Origin of the sequence: Plantactinospora sp. KLBMP9567, assembly GCF_033446045.1 — a bacterium.
Lineage (GTDB): Bacteria > Actinomycetota > Actinomycetes > Mycobacteriales > Micromonosporaceae > Plantactinospora.
The window spans coordinates 86,823-113,038 of record NZ_JAWQRR010000010.1 but is presented as its reverse complement, the minus strand read 5'-3'; the positions used below and the strand labels follow the sequence as shown (position 1 = coordinate 113,038).

The 26,216-nt window shown below is 72.3% G+C and carries 27 protein-coding genes and 2 pseudogenes; 16 read left to right on the top strand and 13 right to left on the bottom strand.

The annotated features are described in order from the left end of the window. Positions 1-349: 349 nt before the first annotated feature. Entirely contained in the window at positions 350-895 is a 546-nt protein-coding gene (locus R6Y94_RS08220; protein WP_318395177.1) for a hypothetical protein, read from the top strand. 129 nt (positions 896-1,024) lie between these two features. Here the strand turns inward: R6Y94_RS08220 and R6Y94_RS08215 are convergent, their stop codons facing one another. Then, positions 1,025-1,720 (bottom strand): metal-dependent transcriptional regulator, encoded by a 696-nt coding sequence (locus tag R6Y94_RS08215; protein ID WP_412102710.1) that lies wholly within the window; start codon positions 1,718-1,720, stop codon positions 1,025-1,027. Between the two features lie 147 nt (positions 1,721-1,867). On the opposite strand from R6Y94_RS08215, the gene R6Y94_RS08210 reads away from it, so the two are divergent. Together R6Y94_RS08210 and R6Y94_RS08205 are read left to right on the top strand one after the other, a co-directional pair. Next, positions 1,868-2,731, top strand: a complete 864-nt coding sequence (locus R6Y94_RS08210) for a sulfurtransferase (protein WP_318395176.1) — start codon at positions 1,868-1,870, stop codon at positions 2,729-2,731. Between the two features lie 84 nt (positions 2,732-2,815). Next, positions 2,816-3,997, top strand: coding sequence for an acetoin utilization protein AcuC (locus R6Y94_RS08205; RefSeq protein WP_318395279.1), 1,182 nt, complete (start codon positions 2,816-2,818; stop codon positions 3,995-3,997). A gap of 93 nt (positions 3,998-4,090) precedes the next feature. On the opposite strand, the gene R6Y94_RS08200 is transcribed toward R6Y94_RS08205, so the two are convergent. After that, positions 4,091-5,068, bottom strand: coding sequence for a TetR family transcriptional regulator (locus R6Y94_RS08200; protein WP_318395175.1), 978 nt, complete (start codon positions 5,066-5,068; stop codon positions 4,091-4,093). Positions 5,069-5,225: 157 nt separating this feature from the next. Between R6Y94_RS08200 and R6Y94_RS08195 the strand changes: the two genes are divergently transcribed. Both R6Y94_RS08195 and R6Y94_RS08190 read left to right on the top strand, forming a co-directional pair. Then, on the top strand, positions 5,226-6,152 hold the full coding sequence (locus tag R6Y94_RS08195) for an ABC transporter ATP-binding protein (protein ID WP_318395174.1): 927 nt from the start codon (positions 5,226-5,228) through the stop codon (positions 6,150-6,152). Continuing rightward, positions 6,149-7,777, top strand: coding sequence for an anibiotic ABC transporter (locus R6Y94_RS08190; protein WP_318395173.1), 1,629 nt, complete (start codon positions 6,149-6,151; stop codon positions 7,775-7,777). Before R6Y94_RS08195 ends, R6Y94_RS08190 begins: the two co-directional genes overlap by 4 nt. An 84-nt stretch (positions 7,778-7,861) precedes the next feature. Here the strand turns inward: R6Y94_RS08190 and sigB are convergent, their stop codons facing one another. Then, complete coding sequence (gene sigB / locus R6Y94_RS08185) at positions 7,862-8,812, bottom strand: RNA polymerase sigma factor SigB (RefSeq protein WP_318395278.1); 951 nt, start codon at positions 8,810-8,812, stop codon at positions 7,862-7,864. Between the two features lie 368 nt (positions 8,813-9,180). On the opposite strand from sigB, the gene R6Y94_RS08180 reads away from it, so the two are divergent. Then, positions 9,181-9,969 (top strand): sporulation protein, encoded by a 789-nt coding sequence (locus R6Y94_RS08180; protein WP_318395277.1) that lies wholly within the window; start codon positions 9,181-9,183, stop codon positions 9,967-9,969. Positions 9,970-10,017: 48 nt separating this feature from the next. Here R6Y94_RS08180 and dtd read toward each other — a convergent pair whose 3' ends face one another. The 5 genes and pseudogenes from dtd to R6Y94_RS08155 form a co-directional block, all read right to left on the bottom strand. Then, the gene (gene dtd, locus R6Y94_RS08175; RefSeq protein WP_318395172.1) at positions 10,018-10,440 is read right to left on the bottom strand and encodes a D-aminoacyl-tRNA deacylase; all 423 of its coding nucleotides are present in this window, start codon (positions 10,438-10,440) and stop codon (positions 10,018-10,020) included. A gap of 5 nt (positions 10,441-10,445) precedes the next feature. Continuing rightward, a complete protein-coding gene (locus tag R6Y94_RS08170; protein WP_318395171.1) occupies positions 10,446-11,930 on the bottom strand; it encodes a methyltransferase in 1,485 nt (494 codons plus the stop codon). A 764-nt stretch (positions 11,931-12,694) separates the two neighbouring features. Beyond that, positions 12,695-13,321: pseudogene (locus R6Y94_RS08165) on the bottom strand (lytic polysaccharide monooxygenase); the annotation flags it as partial. Positions 13,322-13,687: 366 nt separating this feature from the next. Next, on the bottom strand, positions 13,688-14,128 hold the full coding sequence (locus R6Y94_RS08160) for a cupin domain-containing protein (RefSeq protein ID WP_318395170.1): 441 nt from the start codon (positions 14,126-14,128) through the stop codon (positions 13,688-13,690). Between the two features lie 127 nt (positions 14,129-14,255). After that, positions 14,256-14,843, bottom strand: coding sequence for a hypothetical protein (locus tag R6Y94_RS08155; protein ID WP_318395169.1), 588 nt, complete (start codon positions 14,841-14,843; stop codon positions 14,256-14,258). A gap of 385 nt (positions 14,844-15,228) precedes the next feature. Here R6Y94_RS08155 and R6Y94_RS08150 point away from each other — a divergent pair, with 385 nt between their 5' ends. Next, entirely contained in the window at positions 15,229-15,627 is a 399-nt protein-coding gene (locus tag R6Y94_RS08150) for a RidA family protein (protein WP_318395168.1), read from the top strand. Between the two features lie 25 nt (positions 15,628-15,652). Here R6Y94_RS08150 and R6Y94_RS08145 read toward each other — a convergent pair whose 3' ends face one another. Then, positions 15,653-15,889 (bottom strand): hypothetical protein, encoded by a 237-nt coding sequence (locus R6Y94_RS08145; protein WP_318395167.1) that lies wholly within the window; start codon positions 15,887-15,889, stop codon positions 15,653-15,655. Between the two features lie 171 nt (positions 15,890-16,060). Between R6Y94_RS08145 and R6Y94_RS08140 the strand changes: the two genes are divergently transcribed. From R6Y94_RS08140 to R6Y94_RS08120, 5 genes are all read left to right on the top strand, one after another. Continuing rightward, positions 16,061-16,438: a DUF5753 domain-containing protein gene (locus R6Y94_RS08140; protein ID WP_318395166.1), complete on the top strand. Its 378-nt coding sequence runs from the start codon at positions 16,061-16,063 to the stop codon at positions 16,436-16,438. After that, on the top strand, positions 16,438-16,650 hold the full coding sequence (locus R6Y94_RS08135; RefSeq protein WP_318395165.1) for a DUF397 domain-containing protein: 213 nt from the start codon (positions 16,438-16,440) through the stop codon (positions 16,648-16,650). The genes R6Y94_RS08140 and R6Y94_RS08135 overlap by 1 nt, the downstream gene beginning before the upstream one ends. A gap of 618 nt (positions 16,651-17,268) precedes the next feature. Next, entirely contained in the window at positions 17,269-17,475 is a 207-nt protein-coding gene (locus R6Y94_RS08130; protein ID WP_318395164.1) for a hypothetical protein, read from the top strand. A 2,073-nt stretch (positions 17,476-19,548) separates the two neighbouring features. Continuing rightward, positions 19,549-20,127 (top strand): HhH-GPD-type base excision DNA repair protein, encoded by a 579-nt coding sequence (locus tag R6Y94_RS08125; protein ID WP_318395276.1) that lies wholly within the window; start codon positions 19,549-19,551, stop codon positions 20,125-20,127. A gap of 182 nt (positions 20,128-20,309) precedes the next feature. Beyond that, positions 20,310-21,527: a low temperature requirement protein A gene (locus R6Y94_RS08120; protein WP_318395163.1), complete on the top strand. Its 1,218-nt coding sequence runs from the start codon at positions 20,310-20,312 to the stop codon at positions 21,525-21,527. Positions 21,528-21,559: 32 nt separating this feature from the next. On the opposite strand, the gene R6Y94_RS08115 is transcribed toward R6Y94_RS08120, so the two are convergent. Continuing rightward, a complete protein-coding gene (locus R6Y94_RS08115; RefSeq protein WP_318395275.1) occupies positions 21,560-21,871 on the bottom strand; it encodes a hypothetical protein in 312 nt (103 codons plus the stop codon). A 91-nt stretch (positions 21,872-21,962) separates the two neighbouring features. After that, complete coding sequence (locus R6Y94_RS08110) at positions 21,963-22,250, bottom strand: hypothetical protein (protein WP_318395162.1); 288 nt, start codon at positions 22,248-22,250, stop codon at positions 21,963-21,965. A 162-nt stretch (positions 22,251-22,412) separates the two neighbouring features. Between R6Y94_RS08110 and R6Y94_RS08105 the strand changes: the two genes are divergently transcribed. Together R6Y94_RS08105 and R6Y94_RS08100 are read left to right on the top strand one after the other, a co-directional pair. Next, positions 22,413-22,769: a DUF3099 domain-containing protein gene (locus tag R6Y94_RS08105; RefSeq protein WP_318395161.1), complete on the top strand. Its 357-nt coding sequence runs from the start codon at positions 22,413-22,415 to the stop codon at positions 22,767-22,769. Positions 22,770-22,868: 99 nt separating this feature from the next. Continuing rightward, positions 22,869-23,246 carry a DUF4259 domain-containing protein gene (locus R6Y94_RS08100; protein ID WP_318395160.1) on the top strand — a complete coding sequence of 126 codons (378 nt, stop codon included), beginning with the start codon at positions 22,869-22,871 and terminating at the stop codon, positions 23,244-23,246. Between the two features lie 125 nt (positions 23,247-23,371). Here R6Y94_RS08100 and R6Y94_RS08095 read toward each other — a convergent pair whose 3' ends face one another. Both R6Y94_RS08095 and R6Y94_RS08090 read right to left on the bottom strand, forming a co-directional pair. Next, positions 23,372-24,292 (bottom strand): carbohydrate kinase family protein, encoded by a 921-nt coding sequence (locus R6Y94_RS08095; RefSeq protein WP_318395159.1) that lies wholly within the window; start codon positions 24,290-24,292, stop codon positions 23,372-23,374. A gap of 17 nt (positions 24,293-24,309) precedes the next feature. After that, positions 24,310-25,227: a pseudouridine-5'-phosphate glycosidase gene (locus R6Y94_RS08090; protein ID WP_318395158.1), complete on the bottom strand. Its 918-nt coding sequence runs from the start codon at positions 25,225-25,227 to the stop codon at positions 24,310-24,312. Positions 25,228-25,334: 107 nt separating this feature from the next. Between R6Y94_RS08090 and R6Y94_RS08085 the strand changes: the two genes are divergently transcribed. Both R6Y94_RS08085 and R6Y94_RS08080 read left to right on the top strand, forming a co-directional pair. Beyond that, on the top strand, positions 25,335-25,553 hold the full coding sequence (locus R6Y94_RS08085) for a DUF3039 domain-containing protein (protein WP_101370506.1): 219 nt from the start codon (positions 25,335-25,337) through the stop codon (positions 25,551-25,553). 39 nt (positions 25,554-25,592) lie between these two features. Next, a pseudogene (locus R6Y94_RS08080) lies at positions 25,593-26,210 on the top strand (trimeric intracellular cation channel family protein); the annotation flags it as partial. Positions 26,211-26,216 lie beyond the last annotated feature (6 nt).

Below are 26,216 nucleotides of genomic sequence, written 5' to 3'. Positions count from 1 at the left end.
ACGCTGCCACCGCGTTTTCCAAGACGATCGAGCAGGCCCCGCAACCCGGACCGGTTCCGGATGGTCGTGCTCGGCCGGAACGAGCGGCGGGGTGGAGCCGTGCGGGCGAGCAGCGGGGAGGAGCCGTGCGGGCGAGCAGCGGGGGAGGAGCCGTGCGGGCGAGCAGCGGGGGAGGAGCCGTGCGGGCGGGCGACGGGCGGGAGCCGTGCGGGCGGGAGCGGCGCGGGCGAGCTGTTCACCGGGGCCGTGCGGGCGACGGGCGGGACGCGGGGTTTCGCCGGGCGCGTCGAACCCGTACGGTGTCCGACGGATTCCCCGGCGCTCGGGCCGGGCGGGTGGGAGGTGCGAGGTGCGCGGACGACTCTGCCTGATTGGTGCCGGTTTGCTGCTGCTCGCCGGGTGTGCCGAGGAGGCCGCGCCGCAGTCGGTCGGGCCGGCGCCGAAGGTGGTCCGGCTGCCGGCGTCGGCGGCCGGCGGTGCCTGCCAGCTACTGGAGTATCCGGCGATTGAGCAGGCTATCGGCATCAGGTTCGAGGTGGCGGCGGCGAGCCGGCACGGCAAGACGGACACCTGCGTGCTGCGTGGCGAGGCCGAGGCCCGACCCGAACTCACGCTGTCGGTGACCCCGACCACGGCCGACGCGTCGATCTTCGCCGACGAGGTCGTTCCGAGCGGCGGCAAGACCGTCAAGGGGCTCGGCAAGGCCGCCTACCGTGCCACGACGGCCCCGACGAAGAGCGTCGGAAGTGCGGTCGAGGTGGGCTGGCTCGCCGGCAACGGCCGGTTGGTCAGCCTCCGCTTCACCTTCGCGACCGGGGAGGACGAGGCCCAGGCCGACGCTCTCGCGCCCAAGCTGATCAACCTGGCAAAGAAGATCGACACCAGCAGCCTCTGACCATGGGCGGGCCGGAGTCGGCGGGTGAGCCGGAGCCGGCCGGTGGGTCGGATCGGGCGCGGTAGGGTGTACCGCCCCGCCGGGGAGGTCGGGCGGCCGCGCTTGGTGTGCAGGCGGTGCGGCTGCGCGTCAGTGCGCGGCGACGAAGACCCGGGAGGCGACCTCTCGGGGCAGCCGTACCTTGTCGCCGGAGCGGTCGATGGTGACCCCGTCCCGCTCCTGGGCCACCGTCACCATCGCGCCCGGGTCGACTCCGGCAGCGTGCAACTGCCGCAACACGTCGCCGTCCTTCTGGACGCTCTCGCAGATCCGGCGGACCACCACCGGACCGCTCAGGCCGGGGAAGGCGAGATTGCGCTCACCCTCGGTGACTGTTTCGACCGTGACGTCCGGGTTGGGGCTCAGCGCCTCCAGCCCCGGGATCGGGTTGCCGTACGGCGACCGGGTGGGCCGGTCGAGCAGCTCGTAGACCTTCTTCTCCACCGAGTCGCTCATCACGTGCTCCCAGCGGCAGGCCTCCTCGTGGGCCTCCTCGTAGGGCATCCCGATCACGTTGACGAGCAGGAGTTCGGCCAGCCGGTGCTTGCGCATCACCGAGATCGCCTGCGTCCGGCCGAGCGCGGTGAGCTGGAGGTGCCGGTCGTCCTCGACGGTCAGCAGGCCGTCGCGCTCCATCCGGGCCACGGTCTGGCTGACGGTCGGACCACTCTGGCGCAGCCGCTCGGCGATCCGGGCGCGCAGCGGCGGCACCCCCTCCTCTTCCAGCTCGAGGATGGTGCGCAGGTACATCTCGGTGGTGTCGACTAGGTCGTTCAAGATCAACACCCACCCTCGACGATATACCGGCACTCAGTGGTGTCGACTAGGTCGTTCACGTCAGTGGTCCTCCCGGTCACGATGGTACCTCGGGGCACCGATATTCAGTGTCGCCGAGCCGGGCGCTTCCGTGCCGGATGGTGTTGACTGGACGCCGTGTCCGTACCGGGTGACCTCCTCGTCGACGTGACCGGGCTCGCCGCCGAACTGGCGTCCGCCGAGCCGCCGGTCGTACTGGATGTCCGCTGGCGGCTCGTCGGGCCGCCCGGCCGCACGGACTACCTGGCCGGGCATCTCCCCGGCGCGGTCTTCGTCGACCTGGACACCGAGCTGTCCGGGCCGCCCGGCGAGGGTGGCCGGCATCCGCTGCCCGACCCGGCGGCGTTGCAGCGGGTGCTCCGCGCGGCCGGCGTCCGGGCCGGCTGGCCGGTGGTGGTCTACGACGGCGGCGACGGGATGGCGGCGGCCCGGGCCTGGTGGACGCTGCGCTGGGCCGGGCATGCCGAGGTCCGGGTGCTCGACGGCGGCTTCCCGGCGTGGGCCGGGGCCGGGCTGACGGTCACCACCGAGCCGCCGGCACTGACGCCGGGGAACGTGACCGTACGCCCGGGGGGCATGCCGGTGCTGGATGCCGGCTCGGCCGCCGAGATGGCGGCGGACGGGGTGCTGGTCGACGTTCGGACGGCGGCGCGCTACCGGGGTGAGACCGAGCCCGTCGACCCGGTAGCCGGGCACATTCCCGGTGCAGTGAACGTGCCGGCGACCGAGTACGTCGGGGTGGACGGCCGGTTGCCGGCCGCCGAGGCGCTGCGGGCCCGGTTCGCCGAGGCGGGCGTCCGGCCCGGGGTGCGGGTCGGCGCCTACTGCGGCTCCGGGGTGACCGCCGCGCAGGCGGTGCTCGCCCTGCACCGGGCCGGATATCCCGAGGCGGCCCTCTACGTCGGGTCGTGGAGCCACTGGATCACCGATCCGGAGCGGCCGGTCGCGCTCGGCACCGACCCGGCGCCGGCCGGCTCCTGAGCCCGTCGGGTCACGGCAGCGGCGCGCGGCGCTCCGGGTACGTGGTCGCGGGTGGTCGTCGGTCGCCGTGCGACGATGAACGCCATGTCGGACGACACGGTGGTGGTCTGGGACGAGAGCCTGCTGACGTACGACCTGGGTGACCACCCACTCGACCCGGTACGGGTGGAACTGACCCTGGCCCTGGCCCGGGAACTCGGCATCCTGGACCGCCCCGGCGTACGCGTGGTGGCGCCCACCCCGGCCGACGACACGGCACTGGCCCGGGTACACCGGCCGGACTACCTCGACGCGGTCCGGGCGGCGCCGAGCGACCCGCTCTTCTCCGGATACGGCCTCGGTACGCCGGACAACCCGATCTTCGACGGGATGCACGAGTCCAGCGCCCTGGTGGCCGGGGCGAGCCTGGCGGCGGCCGAGGCGGTCTGGCGGGGTGAGGCCCGGCGGGCGGTCAATGTGGCCGGTGGACTGCACCACGCGATGCCCAGCCGGGCGGCCGGGTTCTGCGTCTACAACGACCCGGCGGTGGCCATCGCCCGACTGCTCGACCTCGGCGCCGAGCGGGTGGCCTACGTGGACGTCGACGTGCACCACGGTGACGGCGTGCAGGAGGTCTTCTACACCGACCCCCGGGTGTTGACGATCAGCCTGCACGAGACGCCGTTGGCGCTCTTTCCCGGCACCGGGTTCTCCGACGAGACCGGCGGTCCGGGGGCCGAGGGGAGCGCGGTCAACCTGCCGCTGCCACCCGGCACCGGTGACGCGGGCTGGCTGCGTGGCTTCCACGCCACCGTTCCGGCACTGCTGCGCGCGTTCCGCCCGCAGATCCTGGTCACCCAGTGCGGTGCGGACAGCCACCGGCTCGATCCGCTGGCCGATCTGCGGCTGAGCGTGGACGGGCAGCGGGCGAGCTATCTGGCACTGCGTGCGCTGGCCGACGAACTCTGCGAGGGGCGCTGGGTGGCCACCGGCGGTGGCGGCTACGCGCTGGTCGAGGTGGTGCCCCGGGCCTGGACGCACCTGCTCGCGGTGGCCACCGGTGACCCGGTCGACCCGGCCGCGCTGACTCCGCCGGCCTGGCGGGCGCTGGCCAAGGCCCGCCGTCCGGAGCGTGAGGTACCGCTGCGGATGACCGATGAGGCGGACGGCTCGTACGAGCCGTGGCAGCCGACCGGCGAGCCGGACGCGGTGGACCGGGCGATCATGGCGACCCGCAAGGCGGTCTTTCCGCTGCACGGCCTCGATCCGCAGGATCCGGCGCTCTGATACCGACTGCGGCCAGAGCTCCGGCCTGGCTGACGGTGACCCCTGCTCCGGCTGTCGCAAAATCGTCTCGAATTAGTATTGGAAACCGTCTCGTTATGGCTCGGGGTGGGTCGGATCGGTGACCCGCAGGTGCCGGTAGAGGGTGGCCCGGGAGACGCCCAGGCTGGCGGCGATCTGGTCCACGGTGTGCAGGCCGTCGCCGTGCATCGCCCGGGCCGTCCGCACCTGTTCGGCACTGAGCCCGGGCGGTCGCCCCGCCCGGCGCCGACGGCCGGGCCGGACCCGCTCCGGACCCGGGTGCCGGCCTCCTGCCCCGCCCTCCGGGCCGGGTTGCCGCCCTCCGGACAGCTCGTCGGCCCGGCCGGTACGTGCTCCCGGCACCGGGCCGGTGCCGCCGCGCCGCGCGTCGCCGACCGGCGCCACCTCGGACGTCCTGGCTGGTACAAGGGGTGGCGCGGCCGGCTCCGGTTCGTCCGGTCGGGCGGGCGGAGCCGTCCCGGCCGGTGCCGGCCCACCGGATGGCGGTGCCGGGTCGCGGAGAAGCCGGACGGCCCCGTCGAGCAGCGCCGCCCGTAGTTCGTCGTCCGGCATGTCGGCGAAGAAGACGATCGGGTCGCCGAGCATCGCGGTCGCCTGGATGGCGCGGATCCGCTCCAGCCGGGTCGCGCCCGGCCCGGCGACCAGGTCGTACGCCTGGGTGGCGAGCCGCATGATCCGCGCGTACGTGCTGCCCCGGGCCAGCAGCGTCATGTCGTGATAGAGCGTCCCCAGTGGACGGCGATGTCGCAGCAGCGTGTCGAGCCAGCCCTCCAGTGCCGCCCAGCGGGCCGCCGGCCAGGGCAGCCGGGCCGCCCGGTCCAGGGCCGCCTCCAGGTCGGAGACGAGCGGCTCGGCCAGCGCCACCAGCAGGTGCTCCTTGCTGGGGAAGTGGTAGAGGATGCCCGCCTTGGTCAGTCCCAGCCGGTCGGCGATCTGCCGCAGCGAGGTGCGCTGGTAACCCTGCGCCCCGAACAGGTCGAGGGCGGTACGCAGGATCCGGCTCCGGGTGTCGGGGGCGGGCGGGCGGTCCATCCGCCCAGCGTACCGGCCACTGACCGTCGATCAGGAATCTGTGACGGTCGTCCTACCATCGGTCAGTACACTGGGGACCGAGGCACCGTCACGATCTGGCTCGACGCGCCGTCCAGGCTGGGGACGACGTGGAATCGGCAACTAACAAGGGAGCGTCATGACCGCGATCTCGGTGGCCGGCCTGGTGAAGACCTTCGGGGCCACCCGCGCGCTGGACGAACTGGACCTGACCGTCCGGTCCGGTGAGGTGCACGGGTTCCTCGGGCCGAACGGGGCGGGCAAGTCCACCACCATCCGGATCCTGCTCGGCCTGCTCCGCAAGGACGCGGGCGAGGTCGGCGTACTGGGTGGTGATCCCTGGCGGGACGCCGTGTCGCTGCACCGCCGGCTGGCGTACGTGCCCGGCGACGTGAACCTCTGGCCCAACCTCTCCGGCGGGGAGGCGATCGACCTCTTCGGCGCCCTGCGCGGCGGCCTGGACCGGGCCCGCCGGGACGAGCTGTTGCAGCGCTTCGACCTCGATCCGACCAAGAAGTGCCGCACCTACTCCAAGGGCAACCGGCAGAAGGTGGCGATCGTCGCCGCGTTCGCCTCGGACGTCGAACTGCTGGTGCTCGACGAGCCGACCTCCGGGCTGGACCCGTTGATGGAGGCGGTCTTCCGGGAGTACGTCGCCGCGATGCGCGACGCGGGCAAGACCGTCCTGCTCTCCAGCCACGTGATGTCCGAGGTGGAGGCGCTCTGCGACCGGGTCAGCATCATCCGGGCCGGCCGTACGGTCGAGTCCGGGACCCTGGCCGAACTGCGCCACCTGACCCGGACCCCGATGGCGGTCGAGACGGAACGCCCGGTGGACGGGCTCGCCGACCTGGCCGGGGTGCACGCGGTGACCGTCTCCGGCTCGACCACCCGGTTCGAGGTCGAGTCCGGCACCCTCGACCCGGTGCTGGCCCACCTCGTCCGGTTCGGCGTACGGGCGCTGACCAGTACGCCGCCGACGCTGGAGGAGCTGTTCATGCGGCATTACGGCGACGGATCCGAGACCGACGCCGCCCGGCGCCCGGTGCCGGCGGGTGCCCGATGACCGCGTTCACCGGCACCGCCCGGCTGACCCGGCTCGCGCTGCGCCGGGACCGGGTGAAGCTCCTGGTCTGGGCGCTGGCCCTGCCGGCGGTCGGCGCCGCGGTCGCGCAGAGCGTCTCCGGCATCTACGGCACCGAATCCGACCGGATCGGCTACGCCACCACCAGCGCCGCCAGCGTGGTCGCGCGGGCGTTCAACGGCCCGGTCTCCGGACCGAGTCTCGGGTCGGTGGTCACCGCCGAGGCGTACACGATGCTGGCCCTGCTCGCCGCGTTACTCAGCACCTTCGCGGTGGTCCGGCACACCCGGCAGAACGAGGAGACCGGCCGGGCCGAACTGCTCGGCTCGGCGGTGGTCGGCCGGCACGCCCCGCTCACCGCAGCCCTGCTCACCACGGTGGCCGCCAACCTGGTCAGCGGGCTGCTGCTCGCCCTGGTGCTGGTCGCCGGTGATCTTCCGGCGGCCGGCTCGCTCGCCCTCGGCGCGGCGATCGCCGGGATCGGGGTCTCGTTCGCGGCGGTCGCCGCGGTGACCGCCCAGATTGCCGGTACGGCGCGCGGCGCGAACGGCATGGCGGCGGCCGCCGTCGGGCTCGCCTTCCTGCTCCGGGCCGCCGGAGACGCCTGGGGGACCGTCACGGCCGACGGGATGGGGGTGGTCAGCGCCTGGCCGTCCTGGCTCTCCCCGCTCGGCTGGGCCAACCAGGTCCAGCCGTTCGGCGGCAACCGCTGGCCGGTACTGGCCCTGACGGCCGGGTTCGCGCTGCTCGCCGTCGGTACGGCGTTCGTGCTGACCGCCCACCGCGACCTGGGCAGCGGGGTACTGGCGGTCCGCCGCGGGCCGGCAGCGGCGGCCAGCGGGCTGCTCAGCCCGGGCGGCCTGGCCTGGCGGTTGCAGCGTGGCGTGGTGCTCGGCTGGGCGATCGGCGTCGTGGTGATGGGGCTGTCGATGGGTTCGGTCGGCGACCAACTGGACAGCTTCGTCGGCGAGAACGAGGCCGCCAGCGAGCTGATCGCCCAGCTCGGCGGCACCGAGGAGCTGGTCGACGCGTTCCTGGGCACCATGATGGCGATGTTCGCGCTCGCGGTGGCCGGTTTCGCGGTGCAGGCGGTGCTGCGGCTGCGGACCGAGGAGGCGGCCGGAACCTTGGAGGGAGTGCTGGCCACGGCGGTCAGCCGGCCCCGCTGGCTGCTCAGCCATCTGCTCTGGGCCGCGCTCGGCGCGGTCGTCCTGCTGGCGCTGGCCGGCGCCAGCACCGGGCTGGGCTACGGCCTGGTCAGCGGCGACGTGCCCGGCGAGGTGGCCCGGCTCACCGTGGCCGGACTGGTCCAGGCGCCGGCGGCGTTGGTCCTCGCCGGCCTGGTGGTGGTGCTCTTCGGGCTGCTGCCCCGACTGTCGGTGGCGCTGTCCTGGTCGGTCTTCCTGCTCTGCGTCCTGCTGGGCCAGCTCGGCGTGCTGCTGGAGCTGCCGCAGCCGGTGCTGAACCTGTCGCCGTTCACCCACCTGCCGGCGGTGCCGGCCGCCGACCCGAGCGCCACCCCACTGCTGGTGCTGCTCGCCGTCGCGGTCGCGCTGACCGGGCTCGGCCTGGCCACGTTCCGCCGCCGGGACCTGGCGATCGGCTGAGCCGGACGGGCACCACCGCGAACCAGGGACACGGCGGGAGCCCCCGCCACCGGACAGGTGGCGGGGGCTCCCGCGTCGTACGGCTCAGCTCGCGTACGCCTCCAGCCGGTCGGCCCGGGATGGGTGGCGCAGCTTCAGCAGGGTCACCTTCTCGATCTGGCGGATCCGCTCCCGGGAGAGGCCGAACTCCCGGCCCACCTCGTCCAGGGTGCGCTGCCGGCCGTCGTCCAGGCCGAAGCGCAGCCGGATCACGGCCTGCTCGCGGTGCGAGAGGGTGGCGAGCACGATCTCCACCTCGCTGCGCAGCATGCCCTGCGAGACCGCGTCACCGGGCTCCTCGCGGGGGTCGACGGCGGCGACGAAGTCACCGAGCGCGCTCTCGCCGTCCTCGCCGACGGCCTGGTCGAGGCTGACCGGCTCCCGGTCGTACGAGATGAGTTCGATGACCTGGAACTCCGGTACGCCCAGCGCGGCGGCCACCTCGGCCACGTTCGGTTCCCGGCCGAGCTGGGTGGCCAGGTCACGGCGGGTCCGGACCATCCGGTTGACCTGCTCGACCATGTGCACCGGGATGCGGATGGTGCGGGCCTGGTCGGCCATGGCCCGGGTGATGGCCTGCCGGATCCACCAGGTGGCGTAGGTGGAGAACTTGTAGCCCTTGGTGTAGTCGAACTTCTCGACGGCGCGGATCAGGCCGAGGTTGCCCTCCTGGATCAGGTCCAGGAACGCCATGCCCCGCCCCGTGTACCGCTTCGCGATGCTGACCACCAGCCGCAGGTTCGCCTCCAGCAGGTGGTTCTTCGCGGCCCGTCCCTGGGCGGCGACGATCTCCAGGTCCGCCCGCAGTTCCACCGGGAGCGCGCCCCGGGTGTCGGTGCTCAGCTTCTCCTCGGCGTAGAGCCCCGCCTCGATCCGCCTGGCCAGCTCCACCTCCTGGACGGCGGTGAGTAGCTTGGTCCGGCCGATGCCGTTGAGATAGGCCCGGACCAGGTCGGCCGAGGCGCCGCGCTCGTCGGTGGCGTCGAGGTCGACCATGACCTGCCCGCCGTCCCCGGCCGGCTCGTTGTCGACACCGGCCGCGCTGGCCGGGTGAGTGTGGCTCTCGCTGTGCTGCAGGACCATCATCTGTCGCCTCCCCGCTTCGACAATGTGGCGCGTCCCAGCGGACAACCGCGCTGGTGACACATAGCTTGGCCGGTAGGGCGTGAAGCCGAGGTGAGGCGAGCGTCGGGTTGGCATGAAACCGGGAGGTTGCCGGGGGTGATTCGCCCTGGTTTCCCGATCTTGGTCCGATTGATCACTGCCGGCTCGTCGGCAGCCGACCTGGTACGCGCCCGGCGGTACTTGCCGGTGACGGTTACCGTGCGAGACGGGAACGAGATCAACGACGGATGGAGGACGTGGTGGTCTTCAAGCGGTTGATGCAGGCGATGGGCGTGGGCGGTCCGTCGGTCGAGACGGTGCTGACCAACCCGAACTGCCGGCCAGGCGGTTATCTGGAGGGCCAGGTCCACGTCGCCGGCGGCGACCACCCGGTGGACGTCGAGTACGTCTCGCTCGGCCTGGTGACCCGGGTCGAGGTCGAGAGCGGTGACAGTGAGTACAACACCACCCAGGAGTTCCAGCGGCAGCGGGTGACCGGCCCGTTCCGGTTGGAGAGCGGGCAGCGCCACGACCTTCCGTTCCGTTTCGAGGTGCCGTGGGAGACGCCGCTGACCGAGATCGGCGGCCGGCACCTGCACGGGATGACCATGGGGCTGCGTACCGAGCTGGAGGTGGCCCGGGCGGTGGACAAGGGCGACCTCGACCCGGTGGCGGTCCATCCGTTGCCGGCGCAGGAGCGCGTCATCGACGCCCTGGTTCAGCTCGGCTTCCGGTTCAGCCGGGCGGACGTGGAACGCGGCCGCATCTACGGGGTGCAGCAGAGCCTGCCGTTCTACCAGGAGATCGAGTTCTACCCCGGGCCGCAGTACGCCCGCGCGATCAACCAGCTTGAGCTGACCTTCGTGGCCACGCCGCAGCAGTTGCAGATCGTGCTGGAGATCGACAAGCGGGGTGGGCTCTTCACCGAGGGCCGCGACGCGTTCGGCCGGTTCACCGTCGACTACGCGTCGGTGGACCGGACCGACTGGGTCCGGCAGCTCGACGGCTGGCTGCGCCAGTCCATGCAGAAGCGCGGCCTGTTCTTCTGAACCGTCCCACGGCGGTCCGCCCGCCGGAGGACCCGCGAGGGCCGGCTCCTACAGCTCCAGCAGCACCGTGCGCGGGCCGACATTCACGCTCTCGACCAGCATGTGCGCCCGGAACCGACCGGTGCAGACCTTGGCGCCCCGCAGCCGCAGCGCCTCGACGAACGCGGTCACCAGCGGTTCGGCCAGCTCGGCCGGGGCCGCCGCGCCCCAGCTGGGCCGGCGGCCCCGGCGGGCGTCACCGTAGAGGGTGAACTGGCTGACCACCAGCAGCGGCGCCCCGGCGTCGGCGGCGGACCGCTCGTCGTCCAGGATGCGCAGCTCGTGCACCTTCCGGGCCAACGTCTGCGCGGTGGCCCGGGTGTCGGAGTGGGTCACCCCGAGCAGCACCAGCAGCCCGTCCGAGATCGCCCCGACCACCTCGCCGTGCACCGTCACACTGGCCCGGCTGACCGTCTGCACCACCGCCCGCACGGCGGTCAGTCTGCCACGGGTGCCAGGACGCCGCGTTCCACCAGGTGCGCGATGATCGGCCCGGCCGCCTCGGCAAGGTCCTCCGCGGGTACGTCGTGCGCCAGCGCCAGCACCGCGAGCTGCTCGCGCAGCGGCACCTGGCCGTTGGCCCCGCCGACCAGGGCCAGCACCAGCGGGTCCACCTCCTCGGTCCAGCGCAGTCCGTGCGACTGGACCAGGACCTGGCGGTCCACCGCCCAGCCGTCGTCGCCCATCGACGCCTCCTGGCGCAGTTTCAGCCCGTCGACCGCCCGGAACCGGGTGGCCAGCAGCGCCTCGTCGTCCCGGCCGCGCAGCCAGTCCTGCCGGTCGAACCAGGCCGCGATCTGCTCGCCCATCGGCGGCTGTACGGCCTGGCGCAGGTCCTCCACCCGCACCACCGGATCGGTGTGGCCGGCCCGGCGCAGGTTCACCACGCCGAAGCCGATCGCCTCCACCTTCTGCGCGTCGAACCAGTCCAGCCAGGCGGCCACCCGGTGCGGGTCGGCCGCCTCGCTGGCGTCGGCCAGCCACAGGTCGACGTACGCCATCGGGTCGGCGACCTCGCGCTGGATCACCCAGGCGTCCAGGCCGGTACCGGCGAACCACCCCGCCACCCGCTCGCCCCAGTCCTCCCCGGCCACGTGCAGCCAGTTCGCCAGGTACTGCATGGTGCCGCCCTCGGTGAGCAGTTCCGGCGCGGCGGCGGCGAGTTCGGCGGCGATCCCGTCGCCGACCCGGCCCGAGTCGCGGTAGCTGTGCGTGGTGGTGCCCGGGCCGACCACGAACGGCGGGTTGCTCACCACCAGGTCGAAGCGGCGGCCGGCCACCGGGCCGACCAGGTCGCCCCTCAGCAGTTCCCAGTGGTGTCCGTTCAGCGCGGCGGTGGTCGCGGCGAACCGCAGCGACCGGTCGGAGAGGTCGGTGGCGGTCACCGAGCGGGCGTGCTCGGCCAGGTGCAGGGCCTGCACCCCGCTGCCCGTGCCGAGGTCCAGGGCACTGCCGACCGGGCGCCGGACGGTCGCCCCGACCAGCGTGGTGGTCGCCCCGCCGATTCCGAGCACATGGTCGGCGGCGAGCGGCTGGCCAGGCCGGGCACTGGCCGCCACGTCGGAGAGTACCCACCAGGAGTCCCCGTACGGTTCCAGGTCGACGCCCTGGCGCAGTCCGTCGCCGACCCGTTCGAGCAGCCCTCCGGCGAGCGCCTCGGCGAGCGGCAGCGGCGCAAAGGCGGCCCGTACCGCCGCTTCCGGCTCGGTCTGGGCGCAGACGAAGAGCCGGATCAGGGTGGCGAGCGGGTCCCGGTCCTCGGTGACCCGCAGCGCCGCCCGATAGTCGCTGCGGGCCAGTCCGCTGGTCGCCGCCGGGCCGAGCCGGTCGGCGATGCCGCTCGAGGTGTAGCCCGCGCTGGTCAGTGCCGTCCGGAGCTGGTCCACCCCAGCCGGGGACAGCAGCATCTCGTTCCCGTCCACGGCGTCCATCCTGCCCGCCGGTCGGGCCGGACCGACCCGCAACCCCCGCAGTTGGCGGCCGGGAACCACCCCGTCGGGTGTAATCGGCGGCGACATCCCGCGTCAGCCGACCGGTCCGATCGGCGTTTCCCCAGCTCTCGGCCGCTGCGCCGGCTCCGCCGCGACCGGAGCCGATATCCGGCACCGGGAACCGGCTGTCCGGCATTCGTGGTCGGGTGTGCGGGTCGGGGAGCGGCTGTCCGGGATTCGTGGTCGGGTGTGCGGGTCGGGGAGCGGCTGTCCGGGATTCGTGGTCGGGTGTGCGGGTCGGGGAGCGGCTGTCCGGGAACGGCGGTCGGGTGTGCGGGCACCGGGAACGGATGTCCGGGGGTGGTCGTCGGGTGTGCGGGTGCGGAGGCCGGACGCTCGGGCGAGACGGTCGGCAGCCGGTGACGGCGGGCCAGCCAGAGCACCACGACGGCGTAGCCGGCGTGCACCAGCAGGCTGACCACGAACATCTCCCAGGGGCGTCAACGCCCTGCTGGCCAAGCTCGGCGTGCGGGACCGGGTGCAGGCGACGATCCTCGCGTACGACCTGGGCCTGGCCCGGCCACGATCCCGCCGGCCGGAGTAGTGGCGGTCGGCGGGCCGGAGACGGCCGTTCTCGACGGGATGCCGCCGCCGGATCGGGCCGGTGGCATCTCGTCGAGAGCGTCACGGTTCGCCGCGCGGGGGCGGGCCGGGCGACGTGCTCATGGTCGGACGGGCCGTGGGTCAGAGCGTCAGAACGTCACGTCCGAGCATCCGTAGAAGGTCTCCGTGCTGTCGGACCGCGTCCACACCGAGTAGATGATGTGGTGGCCGCTCTTACCGGACGGCAGTCGACCGGTCCAGTAGTAGTGGCCGTCGTTGCTGCCCACGTTGCCCCGCTGCGGCGGGTTGGTGACCGAGGAGAACGGCGTCGACTCCAGGTCGCTCCAGGCCAGCGGCCGGGTCGGGCTCCAGCTGTTCCGGGTGACGTACAGGTCGAACCGGCCGGGGTGCGCGGCCCAGTTGCTGTACCGGAACTCGACGCTTGCGCCCGAGCTGACCTGGGCCTTCGGGAAGTCGTTCCGGGCCAGGTCCCAGCCCCGGAAGGTGGAGTTGCCGCCGCTGCACAGCTGGCCGTCCGGGATGAAGCCCTGGGTCCGGCCGGCGCCGTCCGAGCGGAGCACGCTGAACCAGTTGTAGAGCGGGGAGACGCCGCTCACGTTGGCCGCGGCGACGCAGCCGGGGTTCTGGTTCACGATGTTGCCCTGCGGGGTCAGGCCGTCCCGGTAGCACGCGTACGTCCGGCTCGCCGGAACCATCAGCGCGCCGTGTGCGTTGGCCGGGTTCGGCGAGATCACCGTCAGGAGGCCGGCGGTCAGCACGGCGGAGACGCCGACAACCGTCAGTCTGCGCAGGAGTTTCACGAGTTGATCCCTTCTGTTCGACCGCCGCCGGAAGGTGTCGTCGGGCGCGGTCGGGCTGACTCCGGCGGGGCGTGCGGGCGTGGTGGTGGCGTCCGCCGTGCCCGGTCACCGGCTGCTGGCATCAGGCCCGGATCCCACACGCGCAGCACGGTTGCCCCCGTACTGCGGCGATATGAACCATTGCAGCACGGATGGCCGGCTCAATCAATAGGTGTCCATCGATACCTGACGGGCTGAATGGTCCCGCATGTCCAGTCGGGACCGGGACCGGGGCGGTCGGAGCCGGCGCGCCGTGGGCGTCGGTTCGCCACCGGTGCGGCCGGCTCAGGCCAGTTGGAAGTCGGCGAAGTCGAAGCCGGGTGCCACCACGCAGCTCACCAGCACGGGTTGGTTACCCGCCGGCTCGGCCGACTGCCAGACACCGCCGGGGATCACCACCTGCGGCCGCTCGCCGGCGGGCACGTCCGGGCCGAGCCGCACCTCGGCCGGTTCCTCCGCCGGCACCTCGGCCGCGCCACCGAGCTGCAGTCGCAGCGGGCCGCCCGAATGCCACAGCCACAGCTCGTCGGAGCGGACGACGTGCCATCGGGACCGCTCCCCGGGTTGCAGCAGGAAGTAGATCGCGGTCGCGGCGGCACGCGGTCCGGCGTACCCGTCAGGGGTGAAGGCGTGCGCCGAGCGCCAGGTCTCGCGGAACCAGCCACCCTCCGGGTGGGGGGCCAGGTCGAGCTGCTCGGCCAGCGGGGGTCGGTGCGGTGTCGTCACGGGTCGACCTCCACTCGGGTACGCCGGGCCGGCCCGGCACCCGACGAACCGGAAGTCTACCGAGGGGGGTGCGCCCCGGCGGCCGGCCGGGACCGGGTACGGCGTCGGCCCCGCCGCGCAGCGTGGGTCAGAGCCCGGCCGCCTCGTCGTACCGACGGCGCAGGTCGGCCATCTCCGAGGCGCCCAGCGCCTCCTTCTGCGCCAGTTCCTCGTACTTGTCCGGGAACATCTCCTTGAGCCGGTCGATGAACCGGACGTTCTCGGTCGCCTCGACCACCTGGATCCCCGGCGGCTCGGTGGACATGTCCACGATCACCGGACCGGCCAGCTTGACCGCCCAGTCCCAGGGCCGCTTCTGCTCGGCGACCCCGCAGAGGTGGAATCCGTAGACCGTCTTCACCTCGGCGAGCGTGCTGACGCCGCTCGGCTCGAAGCCGTAGACGTGTACCCCGCAGATGACCGGCGGCTTTTTCCCGTCCTTCTCGGCTGTCGCCTGCTCGACGTTGTGGCCCGTGTGCTGGTGCTGCCCGGGGTCGGCCGATTCCAGTGTGGTGCGCAGCCGGGTCATGATCTGCCCGCGCAGATCTGGCGGCCCGGCCTCCGAGCCGGCCGTGTTGACCAGTACGACCGTGCCGGCCGACACCGCCAGCAGGATGACCGCCACCCACACGAAGCGGTTGCGGTACCACCCCGCGAAACTGTTCCGGGTAATCATGATCGTTCTCATCTCGTCGCCGGGTTGGTGCGTTGGCAGAACTCGTCGGACGCGCCGACCCGTGGTGGGTGGATGTCCGTCGTTGTCGGAACTGGCCCGGCGAACGCAGCGCGGATCTGGTGCAGCGCGAATCCGGCGTCGAGGCGGCGCGCTGCCGGCACTGCGTGCTCCCGTGCTGGCCGTTCCCAGTGCGGTTGCCCCCGCACTGCGGCGATATGAGCCATTCCAGCACGCCCTACCCCACCCCGGCAACATCGACGGCCCTCAACGGCCTTCCCGCCCCGCCGTCGATCCGTTCCAGCGGTGCTTGATCGGCCGGCCGGGGCTGCGTACGGTGCGTACGCACCTGGATCAGTGATCGATACGTCGTGGACGGGAGGGTGTCGTGACCGAGGTCGAGATCCGACCGCTCAACCCGGCCGGGCTGCCGGCGCCGACCGGCAACTACACCCACGGCACGCTGGTCACCGGCGGCAGCCGTACGGTCTTCGTCAGCGGTCAGGTGCCGTGGCGGGACGAGGCGGGACACCTCCCGGAGGACTTCGACGCGCAGTGCCGACTGGTCTGGCGCAACGTCCTGGCCGTGCTCGCCGAGGCGGGGATGGGAGTGCGGAATCTCGCCAAGGTGACGACGTACCTCTCGGACCGGCGCTACCGGGAGGCCAACTCGCGGATCCGCGCCGAGGTACTCGGCGACCACACGCCCGCGATCACCATCATCATCACCGACATCTACGCCGAGGAATGGCTACTCGAAATCGAGGCCGTCGCCGTCGGCGACTGATCCGGGTCGGGTCTGCTCGTATTCCTCAGAACGACCGGCGGGACGGTAGCCGGCGCATCGTCGGGCCGAGGTTCGGCGGACGACTCCGGTCCGGCCGGTCCAGGGGAGGCATTGGATCGGGCGGTTGCCCGCACCATCCGACGAACCGGTCCATGATCTCTGCCGTGCCGAGCCCGTCCAATTCGGCCACCGCCTCGTTCAGGTAGCGGATCAGATAGCTGACCAGTCCCGGAAGATTGCCCTGGAAGAGTTCCCGGAGCATCTTGATCCTTCCGGGCCCGGTGCGGGGCACGGCGCGCTTCCGCTGCCGATTCGGGTACGGGGGCACGGCACCGGCCGATTCTGCGGGGGGGTCGCCTCGGGTGGGTGCCGTGCCCGTGTTCAGAATCCGATAGGGACAGTTGGCTGACAACGTTGTGTCCGCCGTTTACCGATGGCAATCTGGGCCGTTGTTTCCGAGGCGGTGCTCAGGCGGAGCATCGCCAACGCCGAGGGGATGCAGCAGCAGCTCCGCCACCTGGTGACGGTCGCGTCCCAACCAAACGTCTCGGTACGGATCCTGCCGCTGGCCGCCGGGCCGACCCTGGCCAGCGAGACCGGAGCCTTCACGGTGCTGGAGTTCCCGGGGCGTGAACGTGCGGCGGGTGACTGGCCGACCACGGTCTACAGCGAGTCGCTGACCGGTGCGCTCTATCTGGAGAAGTCGGGCGAGATACGGGCCTACGAGGAAGTCTGGTCGGCGCTGGTCAGGCTCGCTCTGGATGGGGGAGAATCGAAGGAATTGATCAACATGATCGCAGGGGAGCGGTAATGGTGAGCGATCTGACCGGCGCCCGGTGGCGCAAGAGCACGCGCAGCGGCAGCAACGGCGGGGATTGCGTGGAGGTCGCCGACAACCTGCCCGGGGTGGTGGCGGTTCGGGACAGCAAGGATCCGGCCGGCCCGGTGCTGACCTTCGGCCGGGAACGGTGGCGCCGTTTCCTCGCCGGCACCCGGGCCGGGCGCCGCCCCTCGCACGATTGACCCCGGCGTCGAACCTCCCGCCCGTCGGCCCGATTGCGGCTCTCACCCGTGCCGTACGGCCACCGCTGGTCGGCTGGCAGCGGCGAGCGCGTGCCGGGTCGGGGGCGGCGCGGTTTTTCGGCCGCCCCGACCCGGCGCGTTTCCACCGATGCCACGCCGGTGGTTGATCCGACCGCCGGCTGACAGTTCTTCCGGCCTCGCAGAAGTTTTCCCGCCGTACGAACCCGCAGCGTATCGGCTTTTTCCGTCCCTCCTCCCCGCCTCCGTGCCGATCCGGGATTTGTGCTTGCGACGCGGAAAATCTCCCCTCCGTGAATCGGAACAAGAACGGACTCATTTCGCGTCTTGACGAATCCTGTTCGCTTGCACATGATCCCTCCAATCGATGAGATCAGCGGTCGGGCTGCAGACCGCCCGGCAAATCCTGCTCTCGTCGTGCCTATCGGACCGCCGGTCGCGTGCACGATCAGGGTGTCGCCGTCGGCGCAAGTGAGGAAGGCCGAGATGCCTGCAAAGAAAGGAGACCCGGATTCCGGGTCTGGGGGGAAATCGTCGGAACGGGGTCGTCTCGTTGCCGGCGTCGCGATTGCGGCCGGACTGCTCGTCGCCGTGCTTGCGATGTTGATGGGTTGCCTGGTCCTGCTGCTGTGGATCGGAGTACCGCTGTGGCCCGCCCTGGCCGTCCTGGTCGTGCTCTGTGGAGTGGCTGTCGCGGTGGTCCGCCGGGTCACGGCACCGGCGTCGGGGGAGGGGCGCGACGGCTGGTTCGGTCGGCTGCTGAAGGTGGCCATCATGATCGGAACGGGTGTCGGCCCAGGCCAGTGAGCTGTGGCTTCCGGGTCGGGGCGGGCTCTGGGTGCCGATGGTGATGGGGGGTCTTCCGCTGCAACGGAAGACCCCCGCCCGACTCCGCTGGACCCATCGAAGGCCGAATCGGGAACCTGTGATCAGGTGGCCACGATTTGTGGATACCTTACCGTACGTAGCCGAGCGGCGACAGTCTACTTTGGTCCTGGTTCGGTGAGTGCTCCGGCTCGTGCGGCGGAAGCAGGTGAGGCTTTTCGGGTTGGGCGCCCGGAGTTTCTTGATGGGGTGAATGTTGTCGCGACACATAGCGATTGACCGATTTATGGCCGGATCGCGGCCGAAGCTTTGCTATTTCTGGACTAGCCTCGGGGGCCGCGCGATGGGATGATCCGAATTGTCGTTCGAGATCATTGGGCCGGCTGCAACCGGTCCGGACGGGAAATGATCTCCGACGATGGTCTGGAACCGCTGGACCCGGCGGGTGACGCATCGCCTCGCGACGCGTTACCCGCCCCTCGAAAGGCCTACCTGAGCGTGCAAGACAGTGACTGGCATCGTCGCCAGCAGTCGACCGAACCCCGTGTCGAGCCCGGACCACTCGGGCGCCCCGGCCCGCTCGGGCAGCCGGAACGGTCCGGTCCGCCTGGGCGGCCAGGACGACACGAACCGCTCGGGCAGGTCGGGCTGCCGCAGACCGTGACCGGTGCGGACGGGACCGGGAAGGCTGGAGACGGCCGACCCCGCACCGACGGGGCGCGGACCGGACGGCCGGGTAACCCGGTGCTGGGCTTCGGGCCGGTGGCTCGGCTCGCGCGGGTGCTCCGTAGGGTTTACGAGGAGGCCGGCCGACCGCCGCTCGAACGGATGAGGCTCGGCCGCAGCAGCAGTACCGCCAACCTGTCCCGGGCGAAGAACGGTCAGGTGGTGCCGACCCGGGAGTGCGTGGAGGCGTTCCTCCGGGGGTGTGGCATCACGGACGGCGACACCTACGGCGGTGTGCTCCGGATCTGGGAAGAGACGGCCGAGGCCATCGAGGCGTTCCGGCCGGACCTGGCGCACTGCGAGACCGACGACGACCTGGTGGACGCCCTGGTCGTGCTCGCGTCCGGGCAGGGACTGGCGGTCGACGGGCGACTGGACACCGCCGTGCTGGCCGGGCGGTTGGCGGAGGCGGCCGGGAGCGTCATCGGGGAGACGAGGAAACACCGGAAGAAGTGGACGGTCCGGCCGATACCCGAGCCGGAGATCGTCGCGGAGTTCGTCGACCGGAGCAGCCCGCCGACCGAGCCGGTACTCGACCACGTCGTCTTCGCCTGCGGCGGAATCGACGGCGACGTCCGGTACTGGCGGAAGCACCTTGCCCGGATCCGCGAACTGCGCCGCAAGAACCACCTGCTCGACGAGATCGGATCGTCGCGTCCGGCGAGCCCACCTCGTGCGCGCCTCTCACCGGGCAGGACGTCGCCAGCCATACCCGCGCCCCGAATGCCCGAGCCTGCGCCCCGGACGCCCGAGCCGTCTCCTCCCGCAGGGGGAGCCCGGCCCGGCCCGGTACCGCCGTTGCCGCTCCCGCCCCGCTGGGCAGGCGTCGTCTGGACCCGGCGCAAGGTGGTGAGCGCGGCGATGGCGGGTGCCGCCGGGATGGCCCTCGCGGGTGCCGGCGGAGTGCTGGTGGCCATTCGGGACGATCGCGAGCCTCCGGCCGTCCTCACCGCGCCGTCGAGTCCACCCGTCGGGTCCGGCGCACCCGTAGTCTCGGAGCCGAGCACCGCACGGTACTGGCTGAACCACCTCGCCGGCCTGGTCCGGGAGGGCTCGGACGCCCCGGCGACCGGGCGCTACGCGTACACCCGGATCCAGGTCTGGGCCCGGGAGACCACGCTGGCCGGGCGGGACGGAGCGGCCACCGTCGAGGAGGAACGGCTGTGGTGGGCCGAGGACCTGTCCGGGCTACAGATCGTGATCCGGACGGACCAGGGTGAGGTGTCGGTCAACCCGGTCCGACGATCCGCGGCTCGGGTACCCCGCCCGCCGGTCCGGCCCGCCCGGGGGCGCTACCTCGGCGCCGGACTGAGCAGGCAAGATAGCCGCATGACGCTCTCGCTGCCCATCGACGCCGAAGCGAACGAACTGCTCCGGCGCGACCCGCTGGCGCTGCTGATCGGCATGGTCCTGGACCAGCAGGTCAGCATGGAGAAGGCCTTCGCCGGCCCGTACGAGTTGGTGAAGCGGCTCGGCCACGCGCCGGACGCGGCCGAGCTGGCCGGCTTCGACCCGGACGCGCTGACCGCGATCTTCGCCGAGCGCCCCGCCCTGCACCGGTTCCCCAAGGCGATGGCGGCCCGGGTCCAGGAGGTGTGCCGGACCCTCGTCGAGCGGTACGACGGTGACCCGAGCCGGCTCTGGTCGGAGGCCGAGGACGGCCGCGAGCTGCTGAAGCGGATCACCGGACTGCCCGGGTTCGGCAAGCAGAAGGGGCAGATCTTCCTCGCCCTGCTCGGCAAGCGCTTCGGCGTCCAGCCGCCCGGCTGGCGCGAGGCGGCCGGCGACTACGGCGTGGACGGCGCCCACTACTCGGTCGCGGACGTGGTGGACGAGACGTCGCTGGCCAAGGTACGCCAGCACAAGCAGCAGATGAAGGCCGCCGCCAAGGCCGCAGCGGCCGACTGATCCCGCCCGGGCCCCACGCGACGGCCGGTCGGCGGGGCGGATCCGGGCGGCGGCAGCGCCCCGGTGGATGCTGACTCGTTGAGTGTGGAGATTATCGACGCTCAGGGAGCGACCAATGGTTTCGACGGTTCCTATCCGGGTAGGTCTCGGAGCGCCGGCCGGACCCGCCGGGCTGAGGCCGGATGGCTGACACGCCTGTGGACCCGCTGCTGCGCGCCGAGTCCAGTTCGCAGCGGGCCACCTTCCTGGAGTTGTTCCTGGATCTGGTCTTCGTCTTCGCGCTCACCCGGGTCTCCGCGCGGCTGGTCGAGGATTTCACCACGGAGCAGCGGGTCCTGTTCTCCGAGGCCGGCCAGACCCTGGCCCTGTTCCTGGCGCTCTGGCTGATCTGGGCCTCGACAGCCTGGGTCACCAGCGCCCTGGAGCCCGAGGCGTTCGCCGTGCAGGGCGCTGTGGTGCTGACCGTGGTCGGCAGCATGGTGGTGGCGGTGGCGTTGCCGGAGGGGTTCGGCGATCGGGCTCTCATCTTCGCCGTCGCCTATCTCGCGGTCCAGTTCGGCCGGATCGGCTTCCTCATGCTCGCCACGTCTGGCCGGTTCCTTCCGAACGACCCGGCGGCGCCGCGACGGGTGCTCTTCTGGGCCGGATTGTCCGCCGTGCCGTGGCTCACCGGCGGAATGATCGACGAGAGTGTCCTCCGCGGAGTGTTGTGGAGCGGCGCAATCGCCATGGACTATTTCGGGTTCACGCTGGGCTGGCCGACCCCCTGGTCCGGTCGCACCCGGTACGGCACTCAGCCCTTCGGCGGAGAGCACCTGGCCGAACGGCTTCAGCAGTTCCTGTTGATCGCGCTCGGCGAGGTGATCCTCGTCACCGGGATCGCCTTCAGCGGCGGTAACGGTATCTTCACCCCTGCGCGGACCAGCGCGTTGGGGCTGGCGTTGCTGACCACCGTGCTGCTCTGGCGGATCTACTTCTACCGTGCCGGGCACGTGCTACCGGGCGCGATCGTCAGGGCCCGGAACTCGACCCGGCTCGGCCTCTCCGCCTGGTACGCGCACTTGATCATGGTTGCCGGAATCGTGCTCACCGGGGTCGGTTACGAGCTGACCATCGCCCACCCGCTCGGGCACATCGCGCCCGGCTGGCTGATCGCCATCCTGGGCGGTCCCGCGCTGTTCCTGGCCGGGCGGGCCGGTTTCGAGTTCCAGGTGTTCGGGCGGATCTCCCGACCCCGGGTGGCCGGCCTGCTCCTGCTGGGAGCGGTGGTACCGGCGATGGAGCACCTGCCGCTGCTGGCGGTCGCCGGCACCACCGCCGGGGTACTGCTCGGGGTGGCACTCCTCGACCTGCGCCGCTCGTGGGGCCAGGCGCCCGAGCAGCCGATGCCGCGGGTCTGACCGGTGGTCGCCGCCCTGTGCGGCCGCCGGTCTCAGGCTGCGGTCGGGTGGGCGAGCGCGGCCAGGGCCCGGCGTACGTCGGCCAGCGACACCGTCGCCGAGTCGTCCAGGTCGGCCAGCCCGGCCTCGATCCACTGCCGCATCAGGGTGGTCACCCCGATGCCCCGCGCCTCGGCGGCCGAGCGGACCCGTTCGTAGGTGTCCAACGGCAGGCGTACGGAGCGGCTGACCATCGGCACGTCGGTGTCCGGGGTGGGCAGCTCGACCGGCTGCGCGTCGTCGACCAGGTCGGCGAGCTGTTCGTCGCCGGCGTGGAACCGCTTGATGGCATCGTCTCGGTGCATCGTCACCGCCTCCTCCTCGTCTCGGTGCTCGATCTCGTGATCGATCCCGGTCTCCTGGTGCGCGATCTCGGGCCCGCCCGGTGGGACGGACTCATCGCCGTCGCCCCTGGATCGCCTCCTCGTAGCGCTTGGACTCGATGTCGGTCAGGTCACGCGCGGAGAGGATGTCCCAGTCGTTGTCAACTTGATCGGCCTCGGCCAGCAGGATGGCCAGTCGTCGCCCGCGCCGTGCCGTGGCGTAGACGACCATCACGTCGTCGCCGAGGTGCCGGATTACCCGTCGGGCGCTGTGCAGCGCCTCCCACACCTCGCCGGGGGTGACGTCGTGGACCTTCAGGTTTCCCAGCGCCTCATCGGTGAAGCTGAACCTGCTGCCCACGCGGGGGAGCGTACCACGGGCGTAACACGTCGGGGAGGGGCGAGCGCGGGGGGCGGGGCGGCGGCCCGGCGCCGCCGCTCAGGCGAAGGTGCGAGGATGGGGGTGGCATCCCGGGACGGGAGAGTTCCGGGGAGGACCGACCGCATCCCTCCGGAGGCCGTGGTGAAGCGTCAGGCGTACCAGCCGATCCTGATCACCGACGCCTCGCGCAGCCAGGACGACCAACTGCGTACCCGCGAGCGCCGGTACATCGTGATGATGTCCATCCGGGCACTCTGCGTCATCGTCGGTGCGATCCTGGTCGGTGCCAAGGCACCGCTGCTCTGGCTCTGGCTGCCGCTCTGCGCCGTCGGCATGGTGCTGATCCCGTGGCTGGCCGTACTGCTCGCGAACGACCGCCCACCGAAGGAGCAGCACCGGATCAGCGCCAGGTGGCGTCGTACGCACCTCGACGAGACCCCGCCCCGCGCGCTGCCCGCCGAGGAGCGGCCGCACCGGGTGATCGACGCCGAGCCGTGATCCGAAGCGTCCGCCCCGGTCGGTAGTCTCACCCGGATCGGTGATCGACTTCGCGCGCCGGCCGCCGGTGCGGGACGCGGACGGTCAGGAGGAGCAGCGGTGGGTAGCTGGGGCTTCGGCAACTTCGACAACGACACGGCGGCGGACCACCTGTCGATCATCACCAAACGACTGCTCGACGAGGTCACCGAGGCGATGGCCGGCGATCCGGTCGAACTCGAGCCGGACGAGTACTGGGGCGTGGCGGTGCCGTGCAACCTCGAACTCCTCTACCGGCTCGCCGAGCTGCCCTACGTCGGCGTCTGCCTGCCCGAACCGGACGTCGCCGCCGACTGGAAGCGGCGTTACCTGGCCGTCTGGGACGAGACCATCGGGGAACTCGTGGAGTCGGCGGAGGCCCGGGAGAGCCGCCGGGCCGTACTGGTGGAGACCTTCGACCGGTTCCTCGCGGCAGCCCGGCACGAGGCCACGGGCTGAGCGGTGCCAGGCTGAGCGGGGACGGACCGAGCGGTCACGGCTGAGGTTGACCGGTCGGCGACCGGACGCCGGGCAGGGAGAAGGTCTGGAACATGACCAGGACCCCGAACCGGCCTGCTGGCCGGTCAGTCGACCACCCCGGCCGCCCCGTCGGCCGCCGGCCGGGCACCGAGGGTGCCGACCGCCGCCGCGCCCAGTTCGGCCGCCCGGTCCAGCGCCTCGGCCGCAGGCGCCCCGGTGACCCAGGCCGCCAGCAGACCGGCCGCGAACGCGTCCCCCGCTCCGGTCACGTCCCGCACCGGCACCCGGCGGGCCGGCGCGGAGACCACCTCGCCGCCGCGCTCGGCCCAGACGGCACCGGCGGCCCCGTCCTTCACCACCACGTGCCGGGTCAGCTCGGTCAGGACACGCGCCTGGGCGGCCGGTGAGCCCGGGCCGGCCAGCACCGCCGCCTCGTCCGCGTTGGCGAGCAGCAGGTCGGCGTCGCGTACCCAGCTCAGGAACGCCGCCGCGCCGACCCGGCGCAGCGGTTCGGCGGAGGCCGCGTCCACGCTGGTGGTCAACCCGCGTTCGCGCGCGGCGGCCAGCGCGCGCCGCCCGGCCTCCCGCGATCCGGCGTCCAACAGGGTGTACCCGGACAGGTGCAGATGGGTCGCGTCCGCGCTGGCGTCCAGGGCGGCGTCCACGTGCCCCGGGGCCAGCCGCAGGTTCGCGCCGCGCTGGGTGACCATGGTCCGCTCGCCGTCCCCGGCCAGCACGATGACGGTGCCGGTCGGCACGTCCGGATACCGCCGCACCGCGCACCGCACGCCCAGCCCGGTCAGCTCGGCGAGCCGGGAGGCGCCGGCCTCGTCGGCGCCGACCGCGCCGACCAGGGTCACCGGGCGGCCCCGCCAGGCCAGCCAGGCGGCGGTGTTGGCGGCCTGGCCGCCTCCGGTGACCCGGATGTCGGCCGAGGTGTCGGAGCCGGGCGCCACCGGCCCGGCCAGCACCGCCAGCACGTCGGTGACGATGTCACCCACCACGACGATCCTGGCCGTGGCCACGGGTTCCGCGGTGGTCATCACCGGGTGGCGGCGGCCACGGCGATCTGGGCCGCGAGGGCCGCGTTGCGCAGGATGATCCGGATGTTCACCGCCAGGCTGGCGCCCTTGGTGGCCGAGTGGAAGTGGGCCAGCAGGAACGGGGTGACCGCCTTGCCGGTCACCGCGTCGGCGGCGAGCCGGGCCAGCCCGTCGGCCAGGGTGCGGTCGTGCAGGGCCGGATCGAGCTGCTCGTCGGTGGGGAGCGGGTTGGCCACGATCAGCGCACCCGGCTGGACTCCGTGGGCCGCCCGGGCCGCCAGTACCGCCGCGACCTGCTCCGGCGAGTCCAGCGACCAGTCCAGGTCGAAGCCGCCGTCGGTGACGAAGAAGCCGGGGAACCGGCGGCTGCGGTAACCGGCCACCGCCACGCCCAGCGTCTCCAGCCGTTCCAGCGTCGCGCCGACGTCGAGGATCGACTTCACCCCGGCACAGACCACCGCGATCGGGGTCCGGGAGAGCGTGGTCAGGTCGGCCGACTCGTCGAAGGTCTGCGCCGCCTCCCGGTGCACACCGCCCAGCCCGCCGGTGGCGAAGACCCGGATTCCGGCCGCCGCGGCGACCGCACTGGTGGCGGCCACCGTGGTCGCCCCGTCCGCCCCGGTGGCGGCGGCCAACGCCAGGTCGCGTACGGAGAGCTTGGCGACCCCGTCCGAGGAGGCCAGTCGGATCAACTGGGCGTCGTCGAGGCCCACCACGAGAACGCCTTCGACCATGCCGATGGTGGCCGGCACCGCACCCTCGGCCCGTACGGCCGCTTCGATCTCGCGGGCCACCCGCAGGTTGTCCGGGCGGGGCAGGCCGTGCGAGACGATGGTGCTCTCCAGGGCAACGACGGGACGTCCGGCGCGCAGTGCCTCGGCCACCTCGGCGCCGTAGCGGATCTGAAAATCGGTCACGGCTGACCACCGTACGGGCCGGGGCCGGTGGGTGTTCCGGTGGACCGGTCGGCAGTGACCTGCCAGACTTGAGCGTTGGCGGGGTCACTTAGGGAGGAATCACTGCCGTGAGTACAGAGGTTCTCGAGCGTCCGGAGCTGAAGGACGCGGATACCGGGCCGGAAATGTTCCACTACGTCCGGAAAGAAAAGATCGCCGAGAGCGCGGTCATGGGGACCTTCGTGATCGCGCTCTGCGGTGAGACGTTCCCGGTCACCAAGGCAGCCAAGCCGGGCTCGCCGGTCTGCCCGAAGTGCAAGGAGATCTACGACTCCATGCGGGACTGACGCGGGCCGGGGCCAGCCCTGCGCGCGTAACATCCTGCGGTGACCGCCGCAGCCGCCCTGCTCCTCGCCGACCTGACCGGTGTGGCGATCTTCGCTGCCTCCGGGGCATCAGCCGCGGTGGTCAAGCGGCTCGACCTGTTCGGGGTGGTCTTCGTCGGCTTCGTCGCCGCGCTCGGCGGCGGCATCTTCCGTGACCTGGTGATCGGCGACGGGCCACCGCTGGCCTTCGCCGACTGGCGGTACGCGGTCACCGCGACGGTCACCGCCGCGGCGGTCTTCTGGCTACATCCCCAGCTGGCGCGGCTGCGTACCACCGTGCTGGTCCTCGACGCGGCCGGGCTCGGCCTCTTCACCGTCACCGGTACGCTCACCGCGCTGGACGCCGGCCTGCCACCGCTCGGCGCCGGCATGATCGGCATGATGGCCGGCATCGGCGGCGGGCTGGGCCGGGACCTGCTCACCGGGGAGATTCCGGTGGTGCTGCGCCGGGAGATCTACGCGGTGGCGGCGCTGGCCGGTGCGGTCGCGGTCGTCGGCCTGGACCGGGCCGGCCTGGCCGGGCCGGGGCCGTTGATGGCGGCGGCGCTCTTCGTCTTCGCGGTCCGGCTGGTGGCCCTGCGCCGGCGCTGGTCGGCTCCGGTTCCGATCGACCCGCCGGCCGGC

What these genes read in the sequence shown, in the direction of transcription:
- R6Y94_RS08205 (WP_318395279.1), top strand. Translation starts at nt 2,816, where the DNA reads ATGTCGGACGACACGGTGGTGGTCTGGGACGAGAGCCTGCTGACGTAC.
- R6Y94_RS08200 (WP_318395175.1), bottom strand. Translation starts at nt 5,068, where the DNA reads ATGGACCGCCCGCCCGCCCCCGACACCCGGAGCCGGATCCTGCGTACC.
- R6Y94_RS08195 (WP_318395174.1), top strand. Translation starts at nt 5,226, where the DNA reads ATGACCGCGATCTCGGTGGCCGGCCTGGTGAAGACCTTCGGGGCCACC.
- R6Y94_RS08190 (WP_318395173.1), top strand. Translation starts at nt 6,149, where the DNA reads ATGACCGCGTTCACCGGCACCGCCCGGCTGACCCGGCTCGCGCTGCGC.
- sigB (WP_318395278.1), bottom strand. Translation starts at nt 8,812, where the DNA reads ATGGTCGACCTCGACGCCACCGACGAGCGCGGCGCCTCGGCCGACCTG.
- R6Y94_RS08155 (WP_318395169.1), bottom strand. Translation starts at nt 14,843, where the DNA reads ATGATTACCCGGAACAGTTTCGCGGGGTGGTACCGCAACCGCTTCGTG.
- R6Y94_RS08145 (WP_318395167.1), bottom strand. Translation starts at nt 15,889, where the DNA reads ATGCTCCGGGAACTCTTCCAGGGCAATCTTCCGGGACTGGTCAGCTAT.
- R6Y94_RS08140 (WP_318395166.1), top strand. Translation starts at nt 16,061, where the DNA reads ATGGCAATCTGGGCCGTTGTTTCCGAGGCGGTGCTCAGGCGGAGCATC.
- R6Y94_RS08135 (WP_318395165.1), top strand. Translation starts at nt 16,438, where the DNA reads ATGGTGAGCGATCTGACCGGCGCCCGGTGGCGCAAGAGCACGCGCAGC.
- R6Y94_RS08130 (WP_318395164.1), top strand. Translation starts at nt 17,269, where the DNA reads ATGTTGATGGGTTGCCTGGTCCTGCTGCTGTGGATCGGAGTACCGCTG.
- R6Y94_RS08125 (WP_318395276.1), top strand. Translation starts at nt 19,549, where the DNA reads ATGACGCTCTCGCTGCCCATCGACGCCGAAGCGAACGAACTGCTCCGG.
- R6Y94_RS08120 (WP_318395163.1), top strand. Translation starts at nt 20,310, where the DNA reads ATGGCTGACACGCCTGTGGACCCGCTGCTGCGCGCCGAGTCCAGTTCG.
- R6Y94_RS08115 (WP_318395275.1), bottom strand. Translation starts at nt 21,871, where the DNA reads ATGCACCGAGACGATGCCATCAAGCGGTTCCACGCCGGCGACGAACAG.